At 37.0% G+C, this 20,139-nt stretch carries 16 protein-coding genes and 1 other annotated feature (1 of these 17 only partly in view); of the genes, 15 read left to right on the top strand and 1 reads right to left on the bottom strand.

Translation table 11 applies throughout. The annotated features are described in order from the left end of the window. Positions 1-36, top strand: a binding site (T-box leader); it begins 203 nt to the left of the window's first position. Positions 37-114: 78 nt separating this feature from the next. From pheS to JR050_RS07510, 3 genes are all read left to right on the top strand, one after another. Then, entirely contained in the window at positions 115-1,149 is a 1,035-nt protein-coding gene (pheS, locus tag JR050_RS07500) for a phenylalanine--tRNA ligase subunit alpha (RefSeq protein WP_204202894.1), read from the top strand. A gap of 18 nt (positions 1,150-1,167) precedes the next feature. Then, the gene (pheT, locus tag JR050_RS07505) at positions 1,168-3,585 is read left to right on the top strand and encodes a phenylalanine--tRNA ligase subunit beta (protein ID WP_204202895.1); all 2,418 of its coding nucleotides are present in this window, start codon (positions 1,168-1,170) and stop codon (positions 3,583-3,585) included. A 213-nt stretch (positions 3,586-3,798) separates the two neighbouring features. Continuing rightward, positions 3,799-4,422 carry a methyltransferase domain-containing protein gene (locus tag JR050_RS07510; RefSeq protein WP_204202896.1) on the top strand — a complete coding sequence of 208 codons (624 nt, stop codon included), beginning with the start codon at positions 3,799-3,801 and terminating at the stop codon, positions 4,420-4,422. A gap of 46 nt (positions 4,423-4,468) precedes the next feature. On the opposite strand, the gene rnhC is transcribed toward JR050_RS07510, so the two are convergent. Then, positions 4,469-5,401 carry a ribonuclease HIII gene (gene rnhC / locus JR050_RS07515; RefSeq protein ID WP_204202897.1) on the bottom strand — a complete coding sequence of 311 codons (933 nt, stop codon included), beginning with the start codon at positions 5,399-5,401 and terminating at the stop codon, positions 4,469-4,471. Positions 5,402-5,535: 134 nt separating this feature from the next. On the opposite strand from rnhC, the gene zapA reads away from it, so the two are divergent. The 12 genes from zapA (at position 5,536) to JR050_RS07575 (ending at position 19,554) form a co-directional block, all read left to right on the top strand. Further along, entirely contained in the window at positions 5,536-5,796 is a 261-nt protein-coding gene (gene zapA / locus JR050_RS07520; protein ID WP_204202898.1) for a cell division protein ZapA, read from the top strand. Between the two features lie 5 nt (positions 5,797-5,801). Beyond that, on the top strand, positions 5,802-6,371 hold the full coding sequence (locus tag JR050_RS07525; protein WP_204202899.1) for a CvpA family protein: 570 nt from the start codon (positions 5,802-5,804) through the stop codon (positions 6,369-6,371). A 128-nt stretch (positions 6,372-6,499) separates the two neighbouring features. After that, positions 6,500-7,765: an ATP-binding protein gene (locus JR050_RS07530; RefSeq protein ID WP_204202900.1), complete on the top strand. Its 1,266-nt coding sequence runs from the start codon at positions 6,500-6,502 to the stop codon at positions 7,763-7,765. Between the two features lie 116 nt (positions 7,766-7,881). Next, positions 7,882-9,594, top strand: coding sequence for a DNA polymerase/3'-5' exonuclease PolX (polX, locus tag JR050_RS07535; RefSeq protein WP_204202901.1), 1,713 nt, complete (start codon positions 7,882-7,884; stop codon positions 9,592-9,594). A gap of 34 nt (positions 9,595-9,628) precedes the next feature. Continuing rightward, positions 9,629-11,989 carry an endonuclease MutS2 gene (locus JR050_RS07540; RefSeq protein WP_204202902.1) on the top strand — a complete coding sequence of 787 codons (2,361 nt, stop codon included), beginning with the start codon at positions 9,629-9,631 and terminating at the stop codon, positions 11,987-11,989. Positions 11,990-12,022: 33 nt separating this feature from the next. After that, a complete protein-coding gene (locus JR050_RS07545) occupies positions 12,023-12,433 on the top strand; it encodes a DUF350 domain-containing protein (RefSeq protein ID WP_204202903.1) in 411 nt (136 codons plus the stop codon). A gap of 443 nt (positions 12,434-12,876) precedes the next feature. After that, entirely contained in the window at positions 12,877-14,562 is a 1,686-nt protein-coding gene (locus tag JR050_RS07550) for an AMP-binding protein (protein WP_204202904.1), read from the top strand. A gap of 169 nt (positions 14,563-14,731) precedes the next feature. After that, on the top strand, positions 14,732-15,331 hold the full coding sequence (fadR, locus tag JR050_RS07555) for a fatty acid metabolism transcriptional regulator FadR (protein WP_204202905.1): 600 nt from the start codon (positions 14,732-14,734) through the stop codon (positions 15,329-15,331). Positions 15,332-15,371: 40 nt separating this feature from the next. Next, on the top strand, positions 15,372-16,145 hold the full coding sequence (locus tag JR050_RS07560) for an enoyl-CoA hydratase (protein ID WP_204202906.1): 774 nt from the start codon (positions 15,372-15,374) through the stop codon (positions 16,143-16,145). 79 nt (positions 16,146-16,224) lie between these two features. Then, the gene (locus tag JR050_RS07565) at positions 16,225-16,998 is read left to right on the top strand and encodes an electron transfer flavoprotein subunit beta/FixA family protein (RefSeq protein ID WP_204202907.1); all 774 of its coding nucleotides are present in this window, start codon (positions 16,225-16,227) and stop codon (positions 16,996-16,998) included. A gap of 44 nt (positions 16,999-17,042) precedes the next feature. Beyond that, positions 17,043-18,020 (top strand): electron transfer flavoprotein subunit alpha/FixB family protein, encoded by a 978-nt coding sequence (locus tag JR050_RS07570; protein WP_204202908.1) that lies wholly within the window; start codon positions 17,043-17,045, stop codon positions 18,018-18,020. Between the two features lie 415 nt (positions 18,021-18,435). Continuing rightward, positions 18,436-19,554 (top strand): IS110 family RNA-guided transposase, encoded by a 1,119-nt coding sequence (locus JR050_RS07575; protein ID WP_204201818.1) that lies wholly within the window; start codon positions 18,436-18,438, stop codon positions 19,552-19,554. Positions 19,555-20,139: the final 585 nt, after the last annotated feature.

Below are 20,139 nucleotides of genomic sequence, written 5' to 3' on the forward strand. Positions count from 1 at the left end.
TAGGGTGGTACCACGACTGATATCCTCGTCCCTTGTTTAGGGCGAGGATTTTTTGTGTTCTAAAAAATTTTCAGATGTATCACCTATTATTTTTTATAGAGGAGGATTACAAACATGCTAGACCGTTTAGCCGAGCTTCAAGAAGAAGCACTTAAGCAAATTGAAACAACTACAGATTTACGAGCATTAAACGATATTCGTGTTAGCTACTTAGGAAAGAAAGGCCCGATTACGGAAGTATTAAAAGGGATGGGGAAGCTTTCAGCTGAAGAGCGTCCAAAGGTAGGGGAGGTTGCGAACAAAGTTCGTGAAGCAATCACTCTAGCAATTGAAGAGAAACTAGCAGCACTTGAAAAGGCTGAAGTAGAAAAGAGGTTAGCGTCTGAAACAATTGACGTAACTCTACCTGGAAGACCGGTAAGAAAGGGAAGTCATCACCCACTTACTGCGATTATTGAGGAAATCGAAGACTTATTCATCGGTATGGGATATACAATCGCAGAAGGTCCTGAAGTTGAAAAAGATTACTATAATTTCGAAGCGTTAAACCTTCCAAAAGGTCACCCGGCTAGAGATATGCAAGATTCGTTTTATATCACGGAAGAAACGTTACTTCGAACACAAACTTCTCCTATGCAAGTAAGAACAATGGAAAAGCATAATGGTAAAGGTCCAGTTAAGATCATTTGTCCAGGAAAAGTGTATCGCCGTGACAATGACGATGCGACTCACTCACATCAATTTACACAAATTGAAGGTTTAGTCGTAGATGAGAACATTCGTATGAGTGACTTAAAAGGAACTCTAACTGTGTTTGCACAAAAGATGTTCGGAGCAGACAGAAAGATTCGCTTACGTCCTAGCTTCTTCCCATTCACAGAACCGTCTGTTGAAATGGATATTTCTTGTAAAATTTGTAATGGTGAAGGCTGTAATGTGTGTAAAGGTACTGGATGGATTGAAATTTTAGGAGCGGGTATGGTACATCCAAACGTTCTTGAAATGGCTGGATTTGACTCAAAGAAATATACTGGTTTCGCATTTGGTATGGGTCCAGAACGTATTGCAATGCTTAAGTACGGTATTGAAGATATCCGTAATTTCTATATCAATGATCGACGTTTTATTGAACAGTTCAAGCGAGCGTAATAAAGGAGGGTACAACACATGTTTGTTTCATATAAATGGTTAAGTGAATATGTAGATTTATCAGGTGTGTCTGCAACAGAACTTGCAGAACTAATTACGAAAAGTGGAATCGAAGTTGAAGGTGTAGAAGTATTAAATAAAGGAATTAGTGGTGTTGTTGTAGGACATGTTTTAGAGCGTGAACAACATCCTAATGCTGACAAGTTAAACAAATGCCTAGTTGACTTAGGTGAAGGTGAACCCGTTCAAATTATTTGTGGTGCATCTAACGTAGATAAAGGACAAAAGGTTGCGGTTGCGACTGTGGGTGCAGTCTTACCTGGCAACTTCAAGATTAAGCCTGCAAAGCTTAGAGGGGAAGAGTCAAACGGAATGATTTGTTCTCTTCAAGAGCTTGGTATTGAAGGAAAGCTTGTACCGAAAGAGTTTTCTGAAGGAATCTATGTGTTCCCATCAGACGCTAAGGTTGGTGCAGATGCACTTGAACAATTAAATCTTGATGATGAAATTTTGGAGCTAAGCTTAACACCAAATCGATCAGATTGCCTAAGCATGCTTGGAGTTGCATATGAAGTAGCAGCTATTTTAGACCGTCAAGTTAAGTTCCCAACGATTGAAGTAAATGCTTCTTCAGAAAAGGCATCAGATTATATTTCTGTAAATGTTTCTGCTGCAGAAGATAATCCACTTTACGTTGCGAAGGTAGTAAAAGATGTTAAAGTTGGTCCATCACCTTACTGGCTACAAAGCCGTTTAATGTCAGCTGGAATTAGACCGATTTCGAACGTAGTAGATATTACAAACTACATTTTATTAGCATACGGTCAACCGTTACATGCATTTGATTACGATCGACTAGGTTCAAAAGAAATACTTGTTAGACGTGCTAATTCTGGTGAAAAGATTGTAACGCTTGATGATAACGAGAGAACGTTAACAGAAGATCATTTAGTCATTACAAATGGTAAAGAGGCAGTTGCTCTTGCTGGTGTGATGGGGGGAGCTTCTTCTGAAGTGCAATCTGACACTACTACTGTTTTAATTGAATCAGCTTATTTCACAGGAAGTACAGTTCGTAAAGCTTCAAAAGATCACGGATTACGCAGTGAAGCAAGCACTCGTTTTGAAAAAGGAATTGATCCAAAACGCACACACGATGCTGCTGAACGTGCTGCTCAATTAATGGCTCTATATGCTGGTGGTACAGTTTTAGAAGGAACAGTTGAGTTCAATGAATTAAAACTACAACTTGCAGAAGTGAGAATTACGTTAGAACGCATTAATAAAGTGATCGGAATGGAGATTACAGCAGAAGTAGTAGAAGACATTCTTCGTCGCTTACAATTCGAATATAAGCTAGATAATAATGAATTTCTCATTACAATCCCATCTAGACGTGGTGATATTACGATTGAAGAAGATATTGTCGAAGAAGTGGCAAGGCTATATGGTTATGATAACCTGCCAGTAACATTGCCAGCTGGTGAGCAGACTCCTGGTCATTTAACAGAAATTCAACAGCTTCGCAGACAAGTTCGTCGTTATTTAGAAGGAGCAGGATTATATCAAGCTGTAACGTATTCCTTAACTTCCAAGGATAAAGTACATCGTTTCTTAAACAAAGAAGATCAAGTACAACCAATCGAATTATTAATGCCGATGAGTGAAGATAGAAGTGTTCTTCGTTTAAGCTTAGTTCCACATTTAGTTGATGTGGTTAAGCATAATGTTGCACGTCAAGTTGATCAACTTGGCTATTATGAACTTGGTTCAATCTTTATTCCAACATCAACCAATGAATTACCTAACGAAATCGAAAAAATTGCTGGGATTGCAACGGGAATTTGGACTTCTCATTTATGGCAAGGTGAGAAAAAATCAGTTGATTTCTACGTAGTAAAGGGTATTTTAGATGGTCTGTTTGATACAGTTGGGTTAGCTAATGTTGAGTATAAAGCAGGAGAACAGCAAGACCTTCACCCAGGTAGAACAGCTCAGATTTCTGTGAAAGGTGAGTATATCGGATACATTGGCCAAATTCATCCACGTGCTCAAAAGGAAATGGATGTTCAAGAAACGTATGTGTTTGAACTATCATTTGATAAGATCGCAGAACTTGTTGGAGATAAAGTAACCTATTCACCAGTTCCACGTTACCCTTCAATCACTCGTGATATTGCATTAGTCGTGAGCAAGGAAGTATCTGCTGGCGATATTCAAAAAGTAATTGTCGAAGCAGGTGGAGTATTACTTAAAGATGTTCATGTGTTCGACCGTTACGAAGGAGACAAGATGGAGGAAGGGAAGAAATCACTAGCCTTCTCATTACGTTACTTCGATCCTGAACGTACATTAACTGACGAAGATGTAACGAAAGCGCATAGCAAAGTATTAAAAGCTGTTGAAGAAAAAACTGGAGCAGTATTAAGAGGATAAAATGGAGTACCGGGTGACCGGTACTCTTTTGTTTTTGTTAAGGAATTTATATATTTAATCACTTGTGTATAACTAAGTGTGTGTCGTTTGAATCTAGCTCCAGCACCCATCCTCTTGTTCTTATACAAAAATAGTAGTGAAAACAAAGGGTTTATGTCCTATTGTATGGAACAGTATTATGTATAGTTATTGTCTATGAAAAGAGTGATAATAGTGCCATTTCAAAGAATAAAAGACTATATTGATCAACAGTATAGTAAACCATCCGGAGTAATTGGAACGTATATTGGTGAAAAAATGGTTCGTCAGCATAAACTAGAAACAGTATGGACGATTGAATTATTAAATCTACAGCCAAAGGAAAGGGTCCTTGAACTTGGTTGCGGAGCAGGGTATGCAATAAATCTCATCCTCGAACATAATGCAGTAGAACAGGTTGTGGGGTTAGACATTTCTCCTACTGTAATAAAATCAGCAAGAAAACGTAATAAGAAAGCGATTGAAGAAAATCGAGCTATATTAGTTCAAGGAAATGTACAAAGTTTACCTTTTCCAGAGAGGAGTTTTGACAAGATCTTTTCAATACATACTGTATATTTTTGGGAAAATGTTTATAAAACGTTATCTGAAATATACAGGGTCTTAAAGCCTGGTGGCACCTTCATGATCACATTATGTGATGGTAAAGATCATGAAAAGTGGGAAGGTGTCCAACTAAAAATGGAACAGGAATTTTTACCTAGTGCGAAGCAGCTTGAATTTAATAACATACAGTTAATTAGAGGACCAATTTCTAGAGGATTTCATACTGTTGCTTTAACAGGAACAAAAGCATAAACAAAAAGAGCCTAAGATGAATTTTTTCAACTTAGGCTCTTGAATATTAAACCATTCTTTTAGCTTTATCTGTATTCGCAAAATGAAGCTTAGCAATTTGGCGTAGACTAGTTTCGCCTTTATTCTTGATAATCTGTGCTGCGATTTTATCAACACCAGCTCCAGCTCCTTTTTGTAACGGAACGCCTGCTATATCTGATAACTTCTCAAATTCTGTGACAAACGCATATCTCGCTATGATAGAGGCGGCAGCAACAGCTAAATGAACTCCTTCTGCCTTCGTGCTGAAATATACATTTTCCTTCACGATTTGTTCTTCTTTTTGAATATGTCGGAAGTAAATATCAGGTTCAGCGAATTGGTCAATTAAAATTCCATCTGGCTTCGTCGGTGAAATTTTACGTAATACGTGAGCGATGGCTTTATTATGTAGCAATGCTTTCATTTTACCTTGTGTCATTCCGCGTTCTTGCAAGGCATTGTATTTTTCGTTGTGAAGAACGAGAATGCTATGTGGCACTACATGAATAATATCTTTCGCAATTTTGATAATGTGTGGGTCCTTTAAGTCCTTTGAATCTTTCACACCTAGCTCCTTTAGTAAAGGAATTTGAGAAGGCTCTACATAAGCTGCCACGACAGTCATTGGGCCAAAATAATCTCCTGTCCCTACTTCATCTGATCCGACAATGGCAAGAGAAGATATATTAGAAGGAACTGCATACCGATCTGTTCTAGTTTTCGGGGAGGAAGATTTACCTTTTGATTCTGCTGGTTCTCCTCCCCATTTGCTAGATTCAACCGTCGCTCCATTACCTTGAAACATGACCTTTCCAGATTTATAGGCAGTTATCATACACGTAGGATGTTTTGCAGCAAAGACTCCACCTGGCGGGACTTTATCTAATAGATAAGATTTATAGTGATCCTTTATTTGAGTGATTTTTTCATTTGTAACCTTTATGACAGTTGTTGACATTAGACTCTCTCCTTTTTGTTCTTGAGGAAATCTCCTATTTTTTATCATAGCGTAAATATACTAGTTCTTTCCAATCATTATGGTTCATGTTATCATATTATTTAAGATGTTTCATATGAGCGGGAGGCAACTAAATGTCTGAACAGAAAAAGACAAGGACAACAGTAGATATATATGGTCAACAGTATTCGATCATCGGTAGTGAGAGTACTAGTTTTATAAGATTAGTTGCCTCGATCGTAGACGATAAAATGAGAGAAATTGGTGAAAAGAATCCATCACTTGATAGCTCAAAGCTAGCTGTTCTTACAGCGGTTAACGTTGTGCACGATTATTTAAAGGTGAAGGATGAACTTGAGGCACTGCAGACTAAAATATTGAATGAAAAGGGTTGACACAAATGCTAGACCTAGCAATACTATTAATTCTTGGTATCGGTTTTTTTATTGGACTACGTAGAGGACTCATTTTACAAGTGGTCCATTTAACGGGCTTTATTGCCGCATTTATCGTATCATATTTATATTTTGATGAACTTGCTCCGAAGTTAAAGCTTTGGGTTCCATATCCTGAATTATCAGATGGAAGTGTGATGTCACTGATTTTTAGTAGTGCAGATTTAGAGTCAGCTTACTATCGCGCTATTGCTTTTGCAATGCTATTTTTCGGAACAAAAATAGTTATGCAAATTTTAGGCTCAATGCTAGATTTCTTAGCGCATCTCCCAATATTAAAACAGATTAATAGTTGGGCAGGAGGAGTTCTGGGGTTTGTAGAAGTATATCTAATAATGTTCTTGCTTCTTTATATAGGGGCATTACTGCCAGTTGAACTCATTCAGTCTCATATGCAAGATTCCTTTATGGCGATGACGATTGTGAAACATACACCGATTTTCTCGGGTACAATTCAAGAACTATGGATCGAAAATATGAATTTATCTACAATACTCCCATTTCATATACTGTAATGGGAGTTTTTTCTTTAGAAGTGATAGAACAACTAGGTGGAATAAAAGAACGTTTCATAACCTATCATCTTGAAATTAAATGATTTACAATAGTAGTATGAAATTGAACGACTTTAAAGGAGCATACCATGATGACAGAAAAAAAGAGGTTTGCTAACTATATATTAATCGGGATTGTCTTAATCGTAAGTATACTTACTTTCACAACTAATCCTATGACAATTTCTCATAAAATTAATGAAATCGTCTACATGGTCATTATCGTTTTTCTATTAATTGTTGTATTTCGTAAAGATACAAAGCTGATTAAGATAAAAGAAGCAGAGCAACGTCTAACTACACTCATTAATTCTATGGTTGACTTTGTTAACTTTAAGGACGGAGACGGTAGATGGATTGAAGCGAATGAATTTGGCTTAAAATTGTTTCAGCTTGAAGGGGTAGACTATCGTGGTAAAAAGGATTCTGAGTTAGCAGAATATACATCCTTTTATAATGAAGCTCTTATCTATTGTGAAGTTTCAGATGAAGAAGCTTGGAAAAATGGTAAAACGACTCGTTGTGAAGAGCGCCTGCCCATGCCCGATGGGACATTCAGAGTATTTGATACCATTAAGGTTCCTCTTTACTATGAAAATGGGATGAGAAAAGGACTAGTAGTCATCGGAAGAGATATAACAGAAAAGCAAATAACGGAAGAAAAACTTCGAAGAACAGAAAAATTATCTGTTGTTGGAGAGTTAGCTGCGAGTGTTGGCCATGAAATACGTAATCCGTTAACCTCTTTAAAAGGGTTTGTACAGATGTTTAGAACAGACACAAAAGATGAAAGGCAGAAATATTATTATGATATTATGCTGGACGAATTAGAACGTATTAATCATATTGTTGGAGAACTGCTAATCCTTGCAAAACCACAAAAAATATCGATCTCAGAGCATAGTGTGAATACGATCGTAAAAGATGTAATGTCTTTATTGGAAACACAAGCCAACATGAATAATGTCGCATTAAACTACGAAGAAAATGAAAATCATTTTATTGAATGTAGTGACAACCTACTGAAACAGCTATTTATAAATGTTATAAAAAATGCGATTGAAGCTTCGACTCCAAATGGAGAAGTAAGTGTTACTGTAAAACGTCACTCGCCTGAAGAGATTTGTATTTCGGTAATAGACAACGGTGTTGGGTTTAGTGAAGACTTTTTAACGAGAATTGGAGAGCCGTTTTATTCTTCAAAAGAAAAGGGAACTGGACTTGGGTTAACCGTAAGTATGAAAATTGTAGAACAACATGGTGGTTCTATGAACTTTAGAAGCGAAAAAGAAGTTGGAACGACTGTAGATATTATATTACCCATTACTCATCCTTTTCTAAGCAATCATGCCTGATTGCTTAGTTTTTTTAGATTGGCTAAGTCAGGCGCATCCTTTCCAAGCGGGTTACATTGTACTTTTTTATCATTTCCTTGTATCATTTTGGTAGGAACGATAGGACGGTGTTTACAATGAATAAAAAAGATGTGATTAAGTTACTGGAAACGATCGCCATTTATATGGAATTAAAAGGAGAAAATCCCTTTAAAGTATCAGCCTTTCGTAAGGCGGCGATTGCCATTGAACAGGATGAGCGTACGTTAGAAGATATTGAAGATATTACGGCTCTTTCCGGTGTTGGTAAAGGAACCGCAGCTGTTATTCATGAGTACATACAAACAGGGCAATCAACAGTATTAGAGGAATTAAGAGAAGAAGTACCACAAGGGTTAATTCCTTTATTAAAGCTTCCTGGTTTAGGTGGTAAAAAAATCTCTAAACTGTATAAGGAACTTGGAATTACAAATAAAGATCAGTTAAAAAATGCATGTTTGGAACATAAAATTAGAGGGTTAACAGGATTTGGAGAGAAGACAGAACAAAAAATACTAGCGGCAATTGAGGAAGTTGGAAACAGACCAGAACGATTACCCATTGCCTTCATGCTTCCGATTGCAGTAGAAATTGAAAGCAAGTTATCAACTATGCATGATGTAGTTCGATATTCAAGAGCCGGGAGCTTGCGAAGAGCGAGGGAAACGATCAAGGATTTAGATTTTATTATAGCTACGAATGATCCAAGTTCAGTTAGAGAACAACTTTTACGATTAGAACGTGTGAAAGATGTGATTGCGAGTGGTGATACGAAGGTTTTCCTGCAGCTTGCTTATGAATTTGAAGTATCAGTTGACTTCCGATTAGTTGAGCCGAAAGAGTTTGCTACTACACTACATCATTTCACTGGTTCAAAAGAGCACAATGTGAAAATGAGACAGCTGGCTAAGGAACGAGGATTAAAGATAAGTGAATATGGTGTAGAAAACTTAGAAACAGGTGAAGTAAAGACCTTCGAAACAGAAGAACAGTTTTATCAATTTTTTGGCTTGAATTTCATTCCTCCTGAGGTGAGAGAAACAGGAAGTGAAGTTGAAGCATTTCAATCAATAGTACCTCTTCTTGAACTGAAAGATATTAAAGGAGATTTGCATATGCACTCAACGTGGAGTGATGGTGCTCATTCGATTGAACAAATGGCTGAAGCATGCCGTGCAAAAGGGTATTCCTATATGGCCATGACAGATCACTCGAAATATTTACGTGTTGCTAATGGATTAACCGTAGAACAATTAATACGTCAAAGAGAAGAAATTAAACGTCTGAATGAAAAGTACGATGATTTTACGATACTGTCAGGTGTCGAAATGGATATTTTACCTGATGGTACTTTAGACTATGATGATGAATTGTTAGAAGAAATGGATCTAGTTATTGCTTCTATTCACTCTAGCTTTTCTCAACCGAGAGAAACAATAATGAATCGACTCAGAACGGCACTAGAGAGTTTTCATGTTGATATCATTGCTCATCCAACTGGGCGCATACTAGGTAGAAGAGATGGTTATGATGTCGATGTTGAAATGTTAATACAATTGGCAAAAGAAACAAATACTGCATTAGAACTAAATGCGAATCCAAATCGACTAGATTTATCTTCACATTATATACAATTAGCTCAAGAAGCGGGTGTTAAGATTGTGATTAACACAGACGCTCATCACATGGCTCAGCTTGAATACATGGGTATTGGAGTATCATGTGCGAAAAAAGGGTGGATTCGTAAGGATAGTGTTATAAACTGCTTAGAAATTGAAGAACTAAAAAGCTTCCTTAATAGGAATAACTAACCTAGGACACCAACCGAACGGAAGGGGTACAAGTATGCTAGACCGAACATTAAAAGTGTTAGAATATGAAAAAGTGAAAGAGCAGCTTTCGAAGCATGCCTCGTCATCGCTAGGAAAAGAAAGAGTACAACAGCTTAAACCGACTATTTCTTATGAGGAAGCTGTGAAATGGCAGGATATGACGGATGAAGCTGCAACGATATTACGTTTAAAAGGGCATGTTCCACTAGGTGGAATTAAAGATATACGTGCATTCGCGAAACGTTCTAAAATCGGTAGTACATTAAGTCCATACGAGTTACTTGATATTTCTAGTACATTGTATGCGACAAAACAGGTCAAAAAATTTATCGAAGAACTTTTGGAAGAGGAGCTAACAACCCCGTATTTACAGAAATACGGGGAAAAGCTTATTGTGCTAAGTGACCTAGAAAAGAAAATTAACTTTTGTATTGGTGAAAATGGTGAAGTGTTAGATAGTGCATCTGAAAAGCTAAGAGGAATACGTCAACAATTAAAAACACTAGAATCACGTGCAAGAGAAAAACTAGAAGGAATTATACGTTCTTCTTCAACTCAGAAAATGCTTTCTGATGCAATTATTACAATTCGCAATGATCGATATGTCATTCCAGTAAAACAAGAGTATCGAAGTGCATTTGGTGGAATGATCCATGATCAATCTGCATCAGGAGCAACGCTTTTTATTGAGCCTCAGTCAGTTGTGGAAATAAATAACACGTTAAATGAAACAAAATTAAAAGAACGACAAGAAATTGAAAGAATTCTTATTGAACTTTCAAGTGAAGTTGCTGTAGAGGCTGATAATCTACTTAATAATGTAAGTCTGTTAACCGAAATAGATTTCATGTTTTCGAAGGGATCATACAGCCATAAAATCAAAGGTTCAAAGCCAAAGATGAATAATGTCGGCTATATAAAGTTAAAAAAGGCACGACATCCACTCATTCCAATAGATGAAGTTGTTCCTAATGATATTGAGTTAGGAAAGGATTTTACGAGCATCGTGATTACAGGACCAAATACAGGTGGGAAAACTGTAACACTTAAACTAGTGGGGTTACTTACGTTGATGGCTCAATCGGGTTTACAGCTACCAACATTAGATGGCTCTGAAATGGGAATGTTTGAATCTGTGTATGCTGATATTGGTGATGAACAATCGATTGAACAGAGCTTAAGTACATTTTCTTCTCACATGGTTAACATTGTAGAGATTTTAAAGAAGGTAGATGCTAATAGCTTGGTATTATTTGACGAACTTGGAGCGGGAACTGATCCAGGAGAAGGAGCTGCTCTAGCGATTTCAATTCTCGATTATGTATACCAACGCGGTGCAAGAGTCATTGCGACTACGCACTATCCAGAATTAAAAGCTTATGGATACAACCGTCAAGGAGTCATTAATGCTAGTGTGGAATTTGATGTTGAAACATTAAGTCCAACATATAAATTATTAATTGGTGTACCGGGAAGAAGTAACGCGTTCGAAATTTCAAAAAGACTTGGATTAAATCCTGATGTGATTGAACAAGCACGACTGCACATTAGTGCCGAAAGCAACCAAGTCGAAAATATGATTGCTTCACTGGAAGAGAATAGAAGGAATGCTGAAAGTGAACTTGAAGAAGCTAGAGAACTGAGAAAACAATCAGAAGACCTTCAAAAAGAACTACAAAAACAAATAATTGAATTTAATGAAAAACGTGACCGTATGTATGAAAAGGCAGAGGAAAAAGCTGCTGAAGCAATTGAAAAAGCAAAACATGAAGCTGAGGACATTATAAAACAGCTTAGAAGAATGCAAAAAGAGCAATATTCAACGATTAAGGATCACGAGTTAATTGAGGCGAGAAAACGCTTAGAAGAATCATCTCCTCATTTACTTAAAAATAAAAAATCACCTGTCTCTGCCAATAAACTGACGGAAAAGTTATCTCCAGGTGATGAAGTGAAAGTAATCTCTTTAAATCAAAAAGGTCACTTATTAGAAAGAGTTGGGGACAAAGAGTGGCAAGTTCAAATTGGTGTTATGAAGATGAAGGTAAAAGAGAAGAATCTTGAATACATGAGCAGGCCAAAGCCGATAGAAACAAAGCCTTTAGCTACAGTTAGAGGAAACGATGCACACGTAAAGCTAGAATTGGATCTACGTGGTGAACGATATGAGGATGCATTATTAAAAGTAGAAAAATATATTGATGATGCGTTACTAGCTGGATACCCGCGTGTGTCGATCATTCATGGTAAAGGTACAGGTGCGCTTCGCAAAGGAGTTCAAGAGTATGTGAAGAACCATCGTTCCGTAAAAAAAGCTCGATATGGTGAAGCATCAGAAGGTGGAACAGGAATCACGGTAATTGAATTTAAGTAAGAAGTAAACTGTAGATGAAAAGAGGGAGAAACGGTGGGAGATTTTTGGGAGAATGTTTATATCCAAACTGCAGCTTATTATAGTGTTGTAATTTTATGTATGCTCATATTTTTGACAATATTTGAACTTGTAACAAAATATAAAAATTGGGAACAAATTCAAAAAGGGAATTGGGCAGTTGCTATGGCTACAGGTGGAAAGTTGTTAGGAATTGCCAACATTTTTCGTTATTCAATTGAAGCTCATCATACATTATTAACGATGATAGGTTGGGGTTTTTTTGGTTTTCTTCTATTATTGATGGGTTATTTTATATTTGAATTCTTAACTCCTAAATTTCGAATCGACCATGAAATAGAAAAAGACAATCGTGCTGTAGGATTTATGTCAATGGTCATTTCAGTTGGATTATCATTCGTTATTGGAGCTGGTATTGGAGCATAATTAGTGTAATGAGAGTTCTCCTATACTCATTCATTGCCGTAAACAATATAAAAGGGGAGAATACGGTGGAAAAGTTAGCGAAAGTACTAATGGCACTTTGCGGATTGTTTATCATCATAGGTGCTATATATATGTTTATGTCTTAACTAAATAGATTACTGACTAAGTGGCCCAAAACTTTGGCCACTTTTTTTGTCCAAATTTATTAGTTGGCAAAACAACTATTACTATTGAACTACTCTGTTAATACAAAATATGTATATTACTAAAATAAAAGGAATTTTATTCCTAAGAGTATTTGAGTTACAGTGGCTTTTCGAGGCAGTGGTCAAGCTAGTTTGTATATTTTTAAATTTTCTAAATTTATTATAATTGTCACATAAATAGTTGTGTACTATAATAAAGTTAAGAAAATAATACTATTATAGAAGAGGAGGCTGAGTATGATGAATAGGCCTTGGTTAGAACATTACCCCTCAGAAATCCCACATACTGTCACATACGAAGGTAGAACATTACAGCAATACTTAATCGACACTGCAAAAGAATACCCACAAAAGAAAGCGCTTTATTTTATGGGGAAGGAATTAACGTACTCCCAACTCTATAAAGAGGCATTAAAGTTTGCAAACTACTTAATTGAGATCGGCTTAAAAAAAGGTGATCGTGTTTCTATAATGCTTCCGAATTGTCCGCAAGCAGTAATTGGATATTATGGAACATTACTAGCAGGCGGAATAGTTGTACAAACAAACCCACTTTATGTGGAAAGAGAACTTGAGTATCAACTAAGTGATTCAGGAGCAAAATTTATATTATGTCTTGATATTTTATATCCACGAGTACGTAAGGTAAAAAGTGTAACGAATATTGAACATATCATTGTAACAGGCATTAAAGATTACCTTCCATTCCCTAAAAACATGGTATATCCTTATATTCAAAAAAAGCAATATGGTATTGTAGTAAAAGTGGAAAATAAAGGAAATAACCATTTATTTAAACATATTATGGTGTACGGCAATGACAATGAACTCAATGTTTCAGTCTCATCTAAGGATGACTTAGCACTTATACAATATACAGGTGGTACAACTGGTTTCCCTAAAGGAGTAATGCTTACACATGAGAACTTAGTTTCTAATGTAGTGATGTGTTCGCATTGGATGTACAAAGGTAAAAAAGGTGAGGAAAGAGTACTCGGTATTCTACCATTCTTCCATGTGTACGGAATGACGACAGTTATGAATTTATCAATCTTACAGGCTTCACAAATGATACTAATGCCGAAGTTTGATGCAGAATCGACATTAAAAACAATTCAAAAAACAAAGCCAACTATGTTCCCGGGTGCTCCAACTATTTATATTGGATTGTTAAATCATCCAGACATAAAGAAATATGACTTATCATCCATTGACGCTTGTATAAGTGGTTCAGCACCTCTACCAGTTGAAGTGCAAGAAAATTTTGAAGCGGTTACAGGTGGTAAGCTTGTCGAGGGTTACGGTTTAACTGAATCTTCTCCTGTTACACACGCTAACTTTATTTGGACGAAGAGAGTAAGCGGTAGTATCGGTGTGCCATGGCCGGATACAGATGCAAAAATAATATCGCTTGAGACGGGTGAAGAAGTAGCGCCTAAGGAAATTGGAGAGCTAGTTGTTAAAGGACCTCAAATTATGAAGGGATACTGGAACAAGCCTGAAGAAACAGAAGCTGTTTTAAAAGATGGATGGCTATACACTGGTGATGTAGGTTACATGGATGAGGACGGATATTTCTACATTGTAGACCGAAAGAAAGATATGATCATTGCTGGTGGATTTAATATATATCCTCGTGAGATTGAGGAAGTCTTATATGAATGTGAGAAAGTCCAAGAAGTAGTTGTAGCTGGAATACCAGATCCTTATCGAGGCGAAACGGTAAAAGCCTACATTGTATTAAAAGAAGGTGCACAATGTACTGAGGAGGAGCTAAATGAATTTGCTAGAAAACATTTAGCAGCATACAAAGTACCAAGATTGTATGAGTTCAGGAAAGAACTACCGAAAACTGCAATTGGAAAAATTCTAAGGCGATCTCTTGTCGATGAAGAGAAAGCAAAGTTAGAAAAACTTAGCTAAAAGCATATAAAACATACACCATCTATAGATGAATATGGTAATATTAAAGGGGCTAATAAGCCCCTTTAATATTACCAAATATACATTACATCTCTTGACACAAAGTTGTCTCTCAATTAGAATGAAGATATGAATGAATGGTCATTCATTTTATAAAGGAGAATTTATTTTGAAACGAAATAAACCGAAATATATGCAAATCATTGATGCTGCTGTTACAGTTATTGCTGAAAATGGCTATCATGCTGCACAAGTATCAAGAATCGCCAAGGCTGCCGGAGTTGCAGATGGAACGATCTATCTATACTTCAAAAACAAAGAAGATATTCTCGTTTCATTATTTGAAGAAAAGATGGGTTCTTTTGTTGGAGAGTTAGAAAATAAAATCTCTAAAATCTCAACTGCATCAGAAAAGCTACACAAGTTAGTTGAGATGCACTTTCATCACTTAGCATCCGATCATCATTTAGCGATTGTTACGCAACTAGAGCTTCGTCAATCCAATATTGAACTTCGTGTACGTATTAACGGAGTTTTAAAAGGATATTTGGCAGTTGTCGACCATATAGTAAAGACGGGGATGGAAAGTGGAGAGTTTAACCCTGGTCTAGATGTAAGACTAGCAAGACAAATGATTTTTGGTACAATTGATGAGACTGTTACTAGTTGGATCATGAATGACCAAAAATATGATTTACTACAATTAGTAAATCCGGTCCATCAATTATTAATAAATGGATGCGGATACTCTCAATCTACATTAAAATAGATTGAGAGTATAATATATTCAAAGAGTAGGGGGAGGAAGCTTGGAATTCTTTAAATATGAAGTTCTAGATTCAGTAGGAGTTATTACACTAAACAGACCTCCAGCAAACGCTTTATCGTCTTATGTTTTGAAAGAGCTTTCATCACTGTTAGATGAACTGGAGCAATCCCAAGAAGTACGAGTATTATTAATCCACGGAGAAGGGCGTTTTTTCTCAGCAGGTGCTGATATAAAGGAATTTACGACAGTCCCAAGTGGAGAAGAATTTGAAAAGCTAGCTACATTTGGTCAAAATTTATTTGATCGTATGGAGAAATTCCCGAAGCCGATTATTGCCGCGATTCACGGTGCTGCACTCGGAGGTGGTCTAGAATTAGCAATGGGATGTCATATCAGATTAGTATCTGAAAATGCAAAGCTTGGATTACCTGAGTTACAATTAGGACTTATTCCAGGGTTTGCTGGAACTCAACGTCTTACTAGATTAGTTGGGGCACCTAAAGCCGCTGAAATGCTATTAACAAGTGATCCGATTTCAGGAGTAGAAGCTGCCCAATTAGGACTAGCAAACCGTGCTGTTCCTGAAGAGACACTTTTTGAAGAAGCGAAGAAACTTGCTTCAAAAATTGCTAAGAAAAGTCCAATTTCAATGAAAGCTACGATTGAATTGTTGAATTACGCAAAAACAGGTAGTTTTTATGAAGGTGTGAAGCGTGAAGCGAAATTATTCGGTGAAGTCTTTACATCTGCAGATGGAAAAGAAGGTATTACTGCCTTTATTGAAAAGCGTGAACCAACATTTAAAGGTGAATAATTTTTTTATCTAAAATTTTCGGAATCCTTTAAATGATATAAATCCACTTAATATTGCAAATTTCCAGGGAGGGTATACCATGAACATTTTTGTAATTATGAAAAGAACTTTCGATACTGAAGAAAAAATTGCTGTTACAAACGGTAAGATAGCTGAAGATGGTGCTGAATTCATCATCAACCCATACGATGAGTATGCAGTTGAAGAAGCGATTGTACTTCGTGACCAACATGGTGGAGAAGTAACAGTTGTAACAGTTGGCTCGGAAGATTCCGAAAAGGAACTTCGTACAGCACTAGCAATGGGAGCAGATAAAGCAGTATTAATCAATATAGAAGATGATGTGGAAAATGGAGACCAATTTACGACTTCTACGATTTTAGCTAAGTTTTTCGAGGACAAGGAGTATGACATTATCCTAGGAGGAAACGTTGCAATCGATGGTGGTTCTGGACAAGTTGGACCTCGTTTAGCTGAATTATTAAATATCTCTTATGTTACGACTATTACAAAATTAGATGTAAACGGATCAACCGTTACTATCGAACGTGATGTTGAAGGGGATTCAGAAGTAATCGAAACAACATTACCGGTACTAGTTACGGCTCAACAAGGATTAAATGAACCAAGATATCCATCTCTTCCTGGTATCATGAAGGCTAAGAAAAAGCCTCTTGAAGAATTAGAACTAGATGACTTAGATCTAGAAGAAGAGGATGTAGAAGCAAAAACAAAGACAATTGAAATTTACCTACCTCCAAAGAAGGAAGCAGGAAGAATTTTAGAAGGTGACTTATCAAACCAAGTTGTAGAACTTGTTAAACTTCTTCACACAGAAGCTAAAGTGGTGTAATACGCCGTATTCATACTTACAATTGATCAAGGAGGGTAATAACAATGGCTAGAAAAGTTCTTGTATTAGGTGAAGTACGTGATGGTGGTTTACGTAACGTATCGTTTGAGGCAATTGCAGCAGCGAATGTAATTGCAGAAGGTGGCGAAGTAGTTGCGTTAATAGTAGGAGACGGAGTAGCACATTTAGCTGATCAACTATTCCATTACGGTGCAAATCGTGTATTAACAGTTGATTCTGCAAATTTAAAGAACTATACTCCAGATGGATATTCTCAAGCAGTAATGGCAGCAGTAGATGCTGAAAAACCTGAAGGAATTGTATTTGGTCATACAGCTTTAGGGAAAGACTTATCACCAAAAATTGCGAGTAAATTAAACTCTGGATTAATCTCTGATGCTACTGCACTTGAAGTAGCTGGAGGAAATGTAGTATTTACTCGTCCAATTTACTCTGGTAAAGCATTTGAAAAGAAGATTGTAACAGATGGATTAATCTTTGCGACGGTTCGTCCAAATAATATTGCTCCACTTGCAGCTGACACTTCTCGTACAGGAGAAGTAACACCTCTTAATGTGGAAATTAAAGATCTTCGTACAATTGTTAAGGAAATTGTACGCAAGACAACTGAAGGAGTAGATCTTTCAGAAGCGAAAGTTGTTATCGCTGGTGGACGTGGAGTGAAGAGTGAAGATGGCTTCAACCCGTTAAAAGAACTTGCAGACGTACTTGGTGGTGCAGTAGGTGCATCTCGTGGTGCTTGTGATGCTGAATACTGTGACTACTCCCTACAAATCGGGCAAACTGGTAAGGTTGTAACTCCAGACTTATATATCGCTTGTGGTATTTCAGGAGCAATCCAACATTTAGCAGGTATGTCAAACTCAAAAGTAATTGTAGCAATCAACAAAGATCCAGAAGCAAACATCTTTAAGGTAGCTGACTATGGAATTGTTGGAGATCTATTCGAAGTAGTACCTCTATTAACTGAAGAATTTAAGAAATTAAAAGTAAATGCTTAATCTAAAAAGAGTCGCCATATTGGTGACTCTTTTTAAATAGTAGCTATAGTCAAGTATGAGGTGCCTAATTATGATATCTTGAGGACTGTTGTTGTAAAAGTTATTCTTTAAAATTGTCGGGTTAGAACTTCTTCATATTACATTTAATACAAGCTTTTATCGTAATTGCATTTTAATAAAGGCTGTTTTTGTAAAGATTGTTGCTTTTGCATATCATTTAATTTCTATAGTAATGGAGCGGAAGACACTTGACTCCTGCGGGAAGAGGAGAAAGGGTCGAGACCCCACAGGCGAAGCCGAGTTATCATGAACGAAACTAGCTCCTTACTCGTAACATCGTAGGTTAATTTGGTTAGAATGTTTACTGGTAAAAACAAACCAAATCAGAGCTACATTACGGAAGGAGCTAGTTATTATGAAGGATACCATAAAATATGTAGGTTTAGACGTATCAAAAGAAAAAATTGCAGTTGCGATCGCGGATGAGGGGCGAGAAGAGCCGAGATACTGGGGAGTAATTCCTCACACACCAGAAGCAGTTAGGAAATTAATAAATAAACTTGGAAACACCGAGACTCTTCGAGTCTGTTATGAAGCCGGTCCAACTGGATACCCACTATATAGATTATTACTTTCCCTAGGTGTTCATTGTGATGTGATAGCCCCATCTCTCATACCTAAAAGACCAGGTGAACGTATTAAGACAGATCGTAGAGACTCTATTCGACTGGCTCAGTTATATCGAGCAGGAGAATTAACTAACATCTATGTTCCAAACGAAGAGGATGAAGCTCTCCGTGATCTTGTAAGATGTCGTGAAGATGCAAAAGAAGATGAACTTAGGGCAAGGCACCGTTTGAGTAAATTTTTGCTTCGTAATAACATTAAGCCACCGTCAGGTGTGAACAAATGGACGGTCAAATATCGTAGATGGCTGGATGCATTAAAATTTGAAAGCTCCAAACTACGTGTGGTCTTTCAAGAATATTATCATCAATTGAAAGAGCTAGAACAACGAATTTTAAGACTAGAGGAAGAAATTAGAGTTCAGGCAACGGAGGGCGTACACGCCCCAACCATTCAAGCCTTACAATCACTAAGAGGTGTAGCTCTTATTACTGCGACTAGTCTTGTAGCGGAGATAGGTTCTTTCAAACGTTTCTCATCACCAACACAATTAATGGCCTATATTGGTTTAATACCAAGTGAATACTCAAGTGGTGAAAGAAGAATACAAGGGAGCATCACAAAAACAGGGAATCGTCATGTACGACGCTTATTAGTAGAAGCTGCATGGAGTTATCGTTATCAACCGTCAGTTAAAGGAGAATTGATGAGACGACAAAATGGACAGTCCCCCACTATTCAAGCGATATCCTGGAAAGCACAAAACCGACTTCATAAAAAGTATTACCGATTATTATCAAGAGGAAAAGAAAGTGGAAAAGCAATTACTGCAGTTGCCAGAGAATTAGCTGGTTTTATTTGGGCTATTACACAAGAGGTAGAAGAAGTAAAAAACGCTAGTTTTTGATCTTACAAGTTGTCATGTTACGGTGATATAGGTATTATTGATCCATTTTTTATGTATGGCTTTAATTTCACACGAATAATTTACGAAGAAAGATAGATGATTGAGAACAGGGCTCGAAGGCAAAGAAAAAAACCGGAAAGGAAAACCCACGTGGCCTCCTCTGTGCTATATCTAAATAGATTAACGCACGTGCCGAGTTAGTGGATTAGTCCTTTATACGGAAAGATAAAATGTGAAAACCCACGGATATCAGAGCGTAAACCGCAGTAGAGATTTTTGCCTTCGTGCCGTGTTCTTAACTTCTATTCAAGTCAAAAAAAGGAGAAAGGAACAGATTCCTTCTATAGCTTAATGGAGTCTCTCACTTCTTTGTATGACAGTCAAGGAGACCACTTGACAGACATACAAAGAAGTGAGAAGTGGTCAGTAAGCTAAAGAAGGAGCTATTCTAGCCAGAATGGCTTGCTAACTAACAAAATCAAGAAAAGAAGCCGTAAATAGCTTCTCTTCTTAGAGTTGGTCAAAAGACAATCCAAACCTGGTGAAGAGTGGGAGCCTTGACAGTTTCGTTCATATCAGGAGGCT

The sequence above is a fragment of the Bacillus suaedaesalsae genome (assembly GCF_016890225.1).
GTDB lineage: Bacteria > Bacillota > Bacilli > Bacillales > SA4 > Bacillus_BS > Bacillus_BS suaedaesalsae.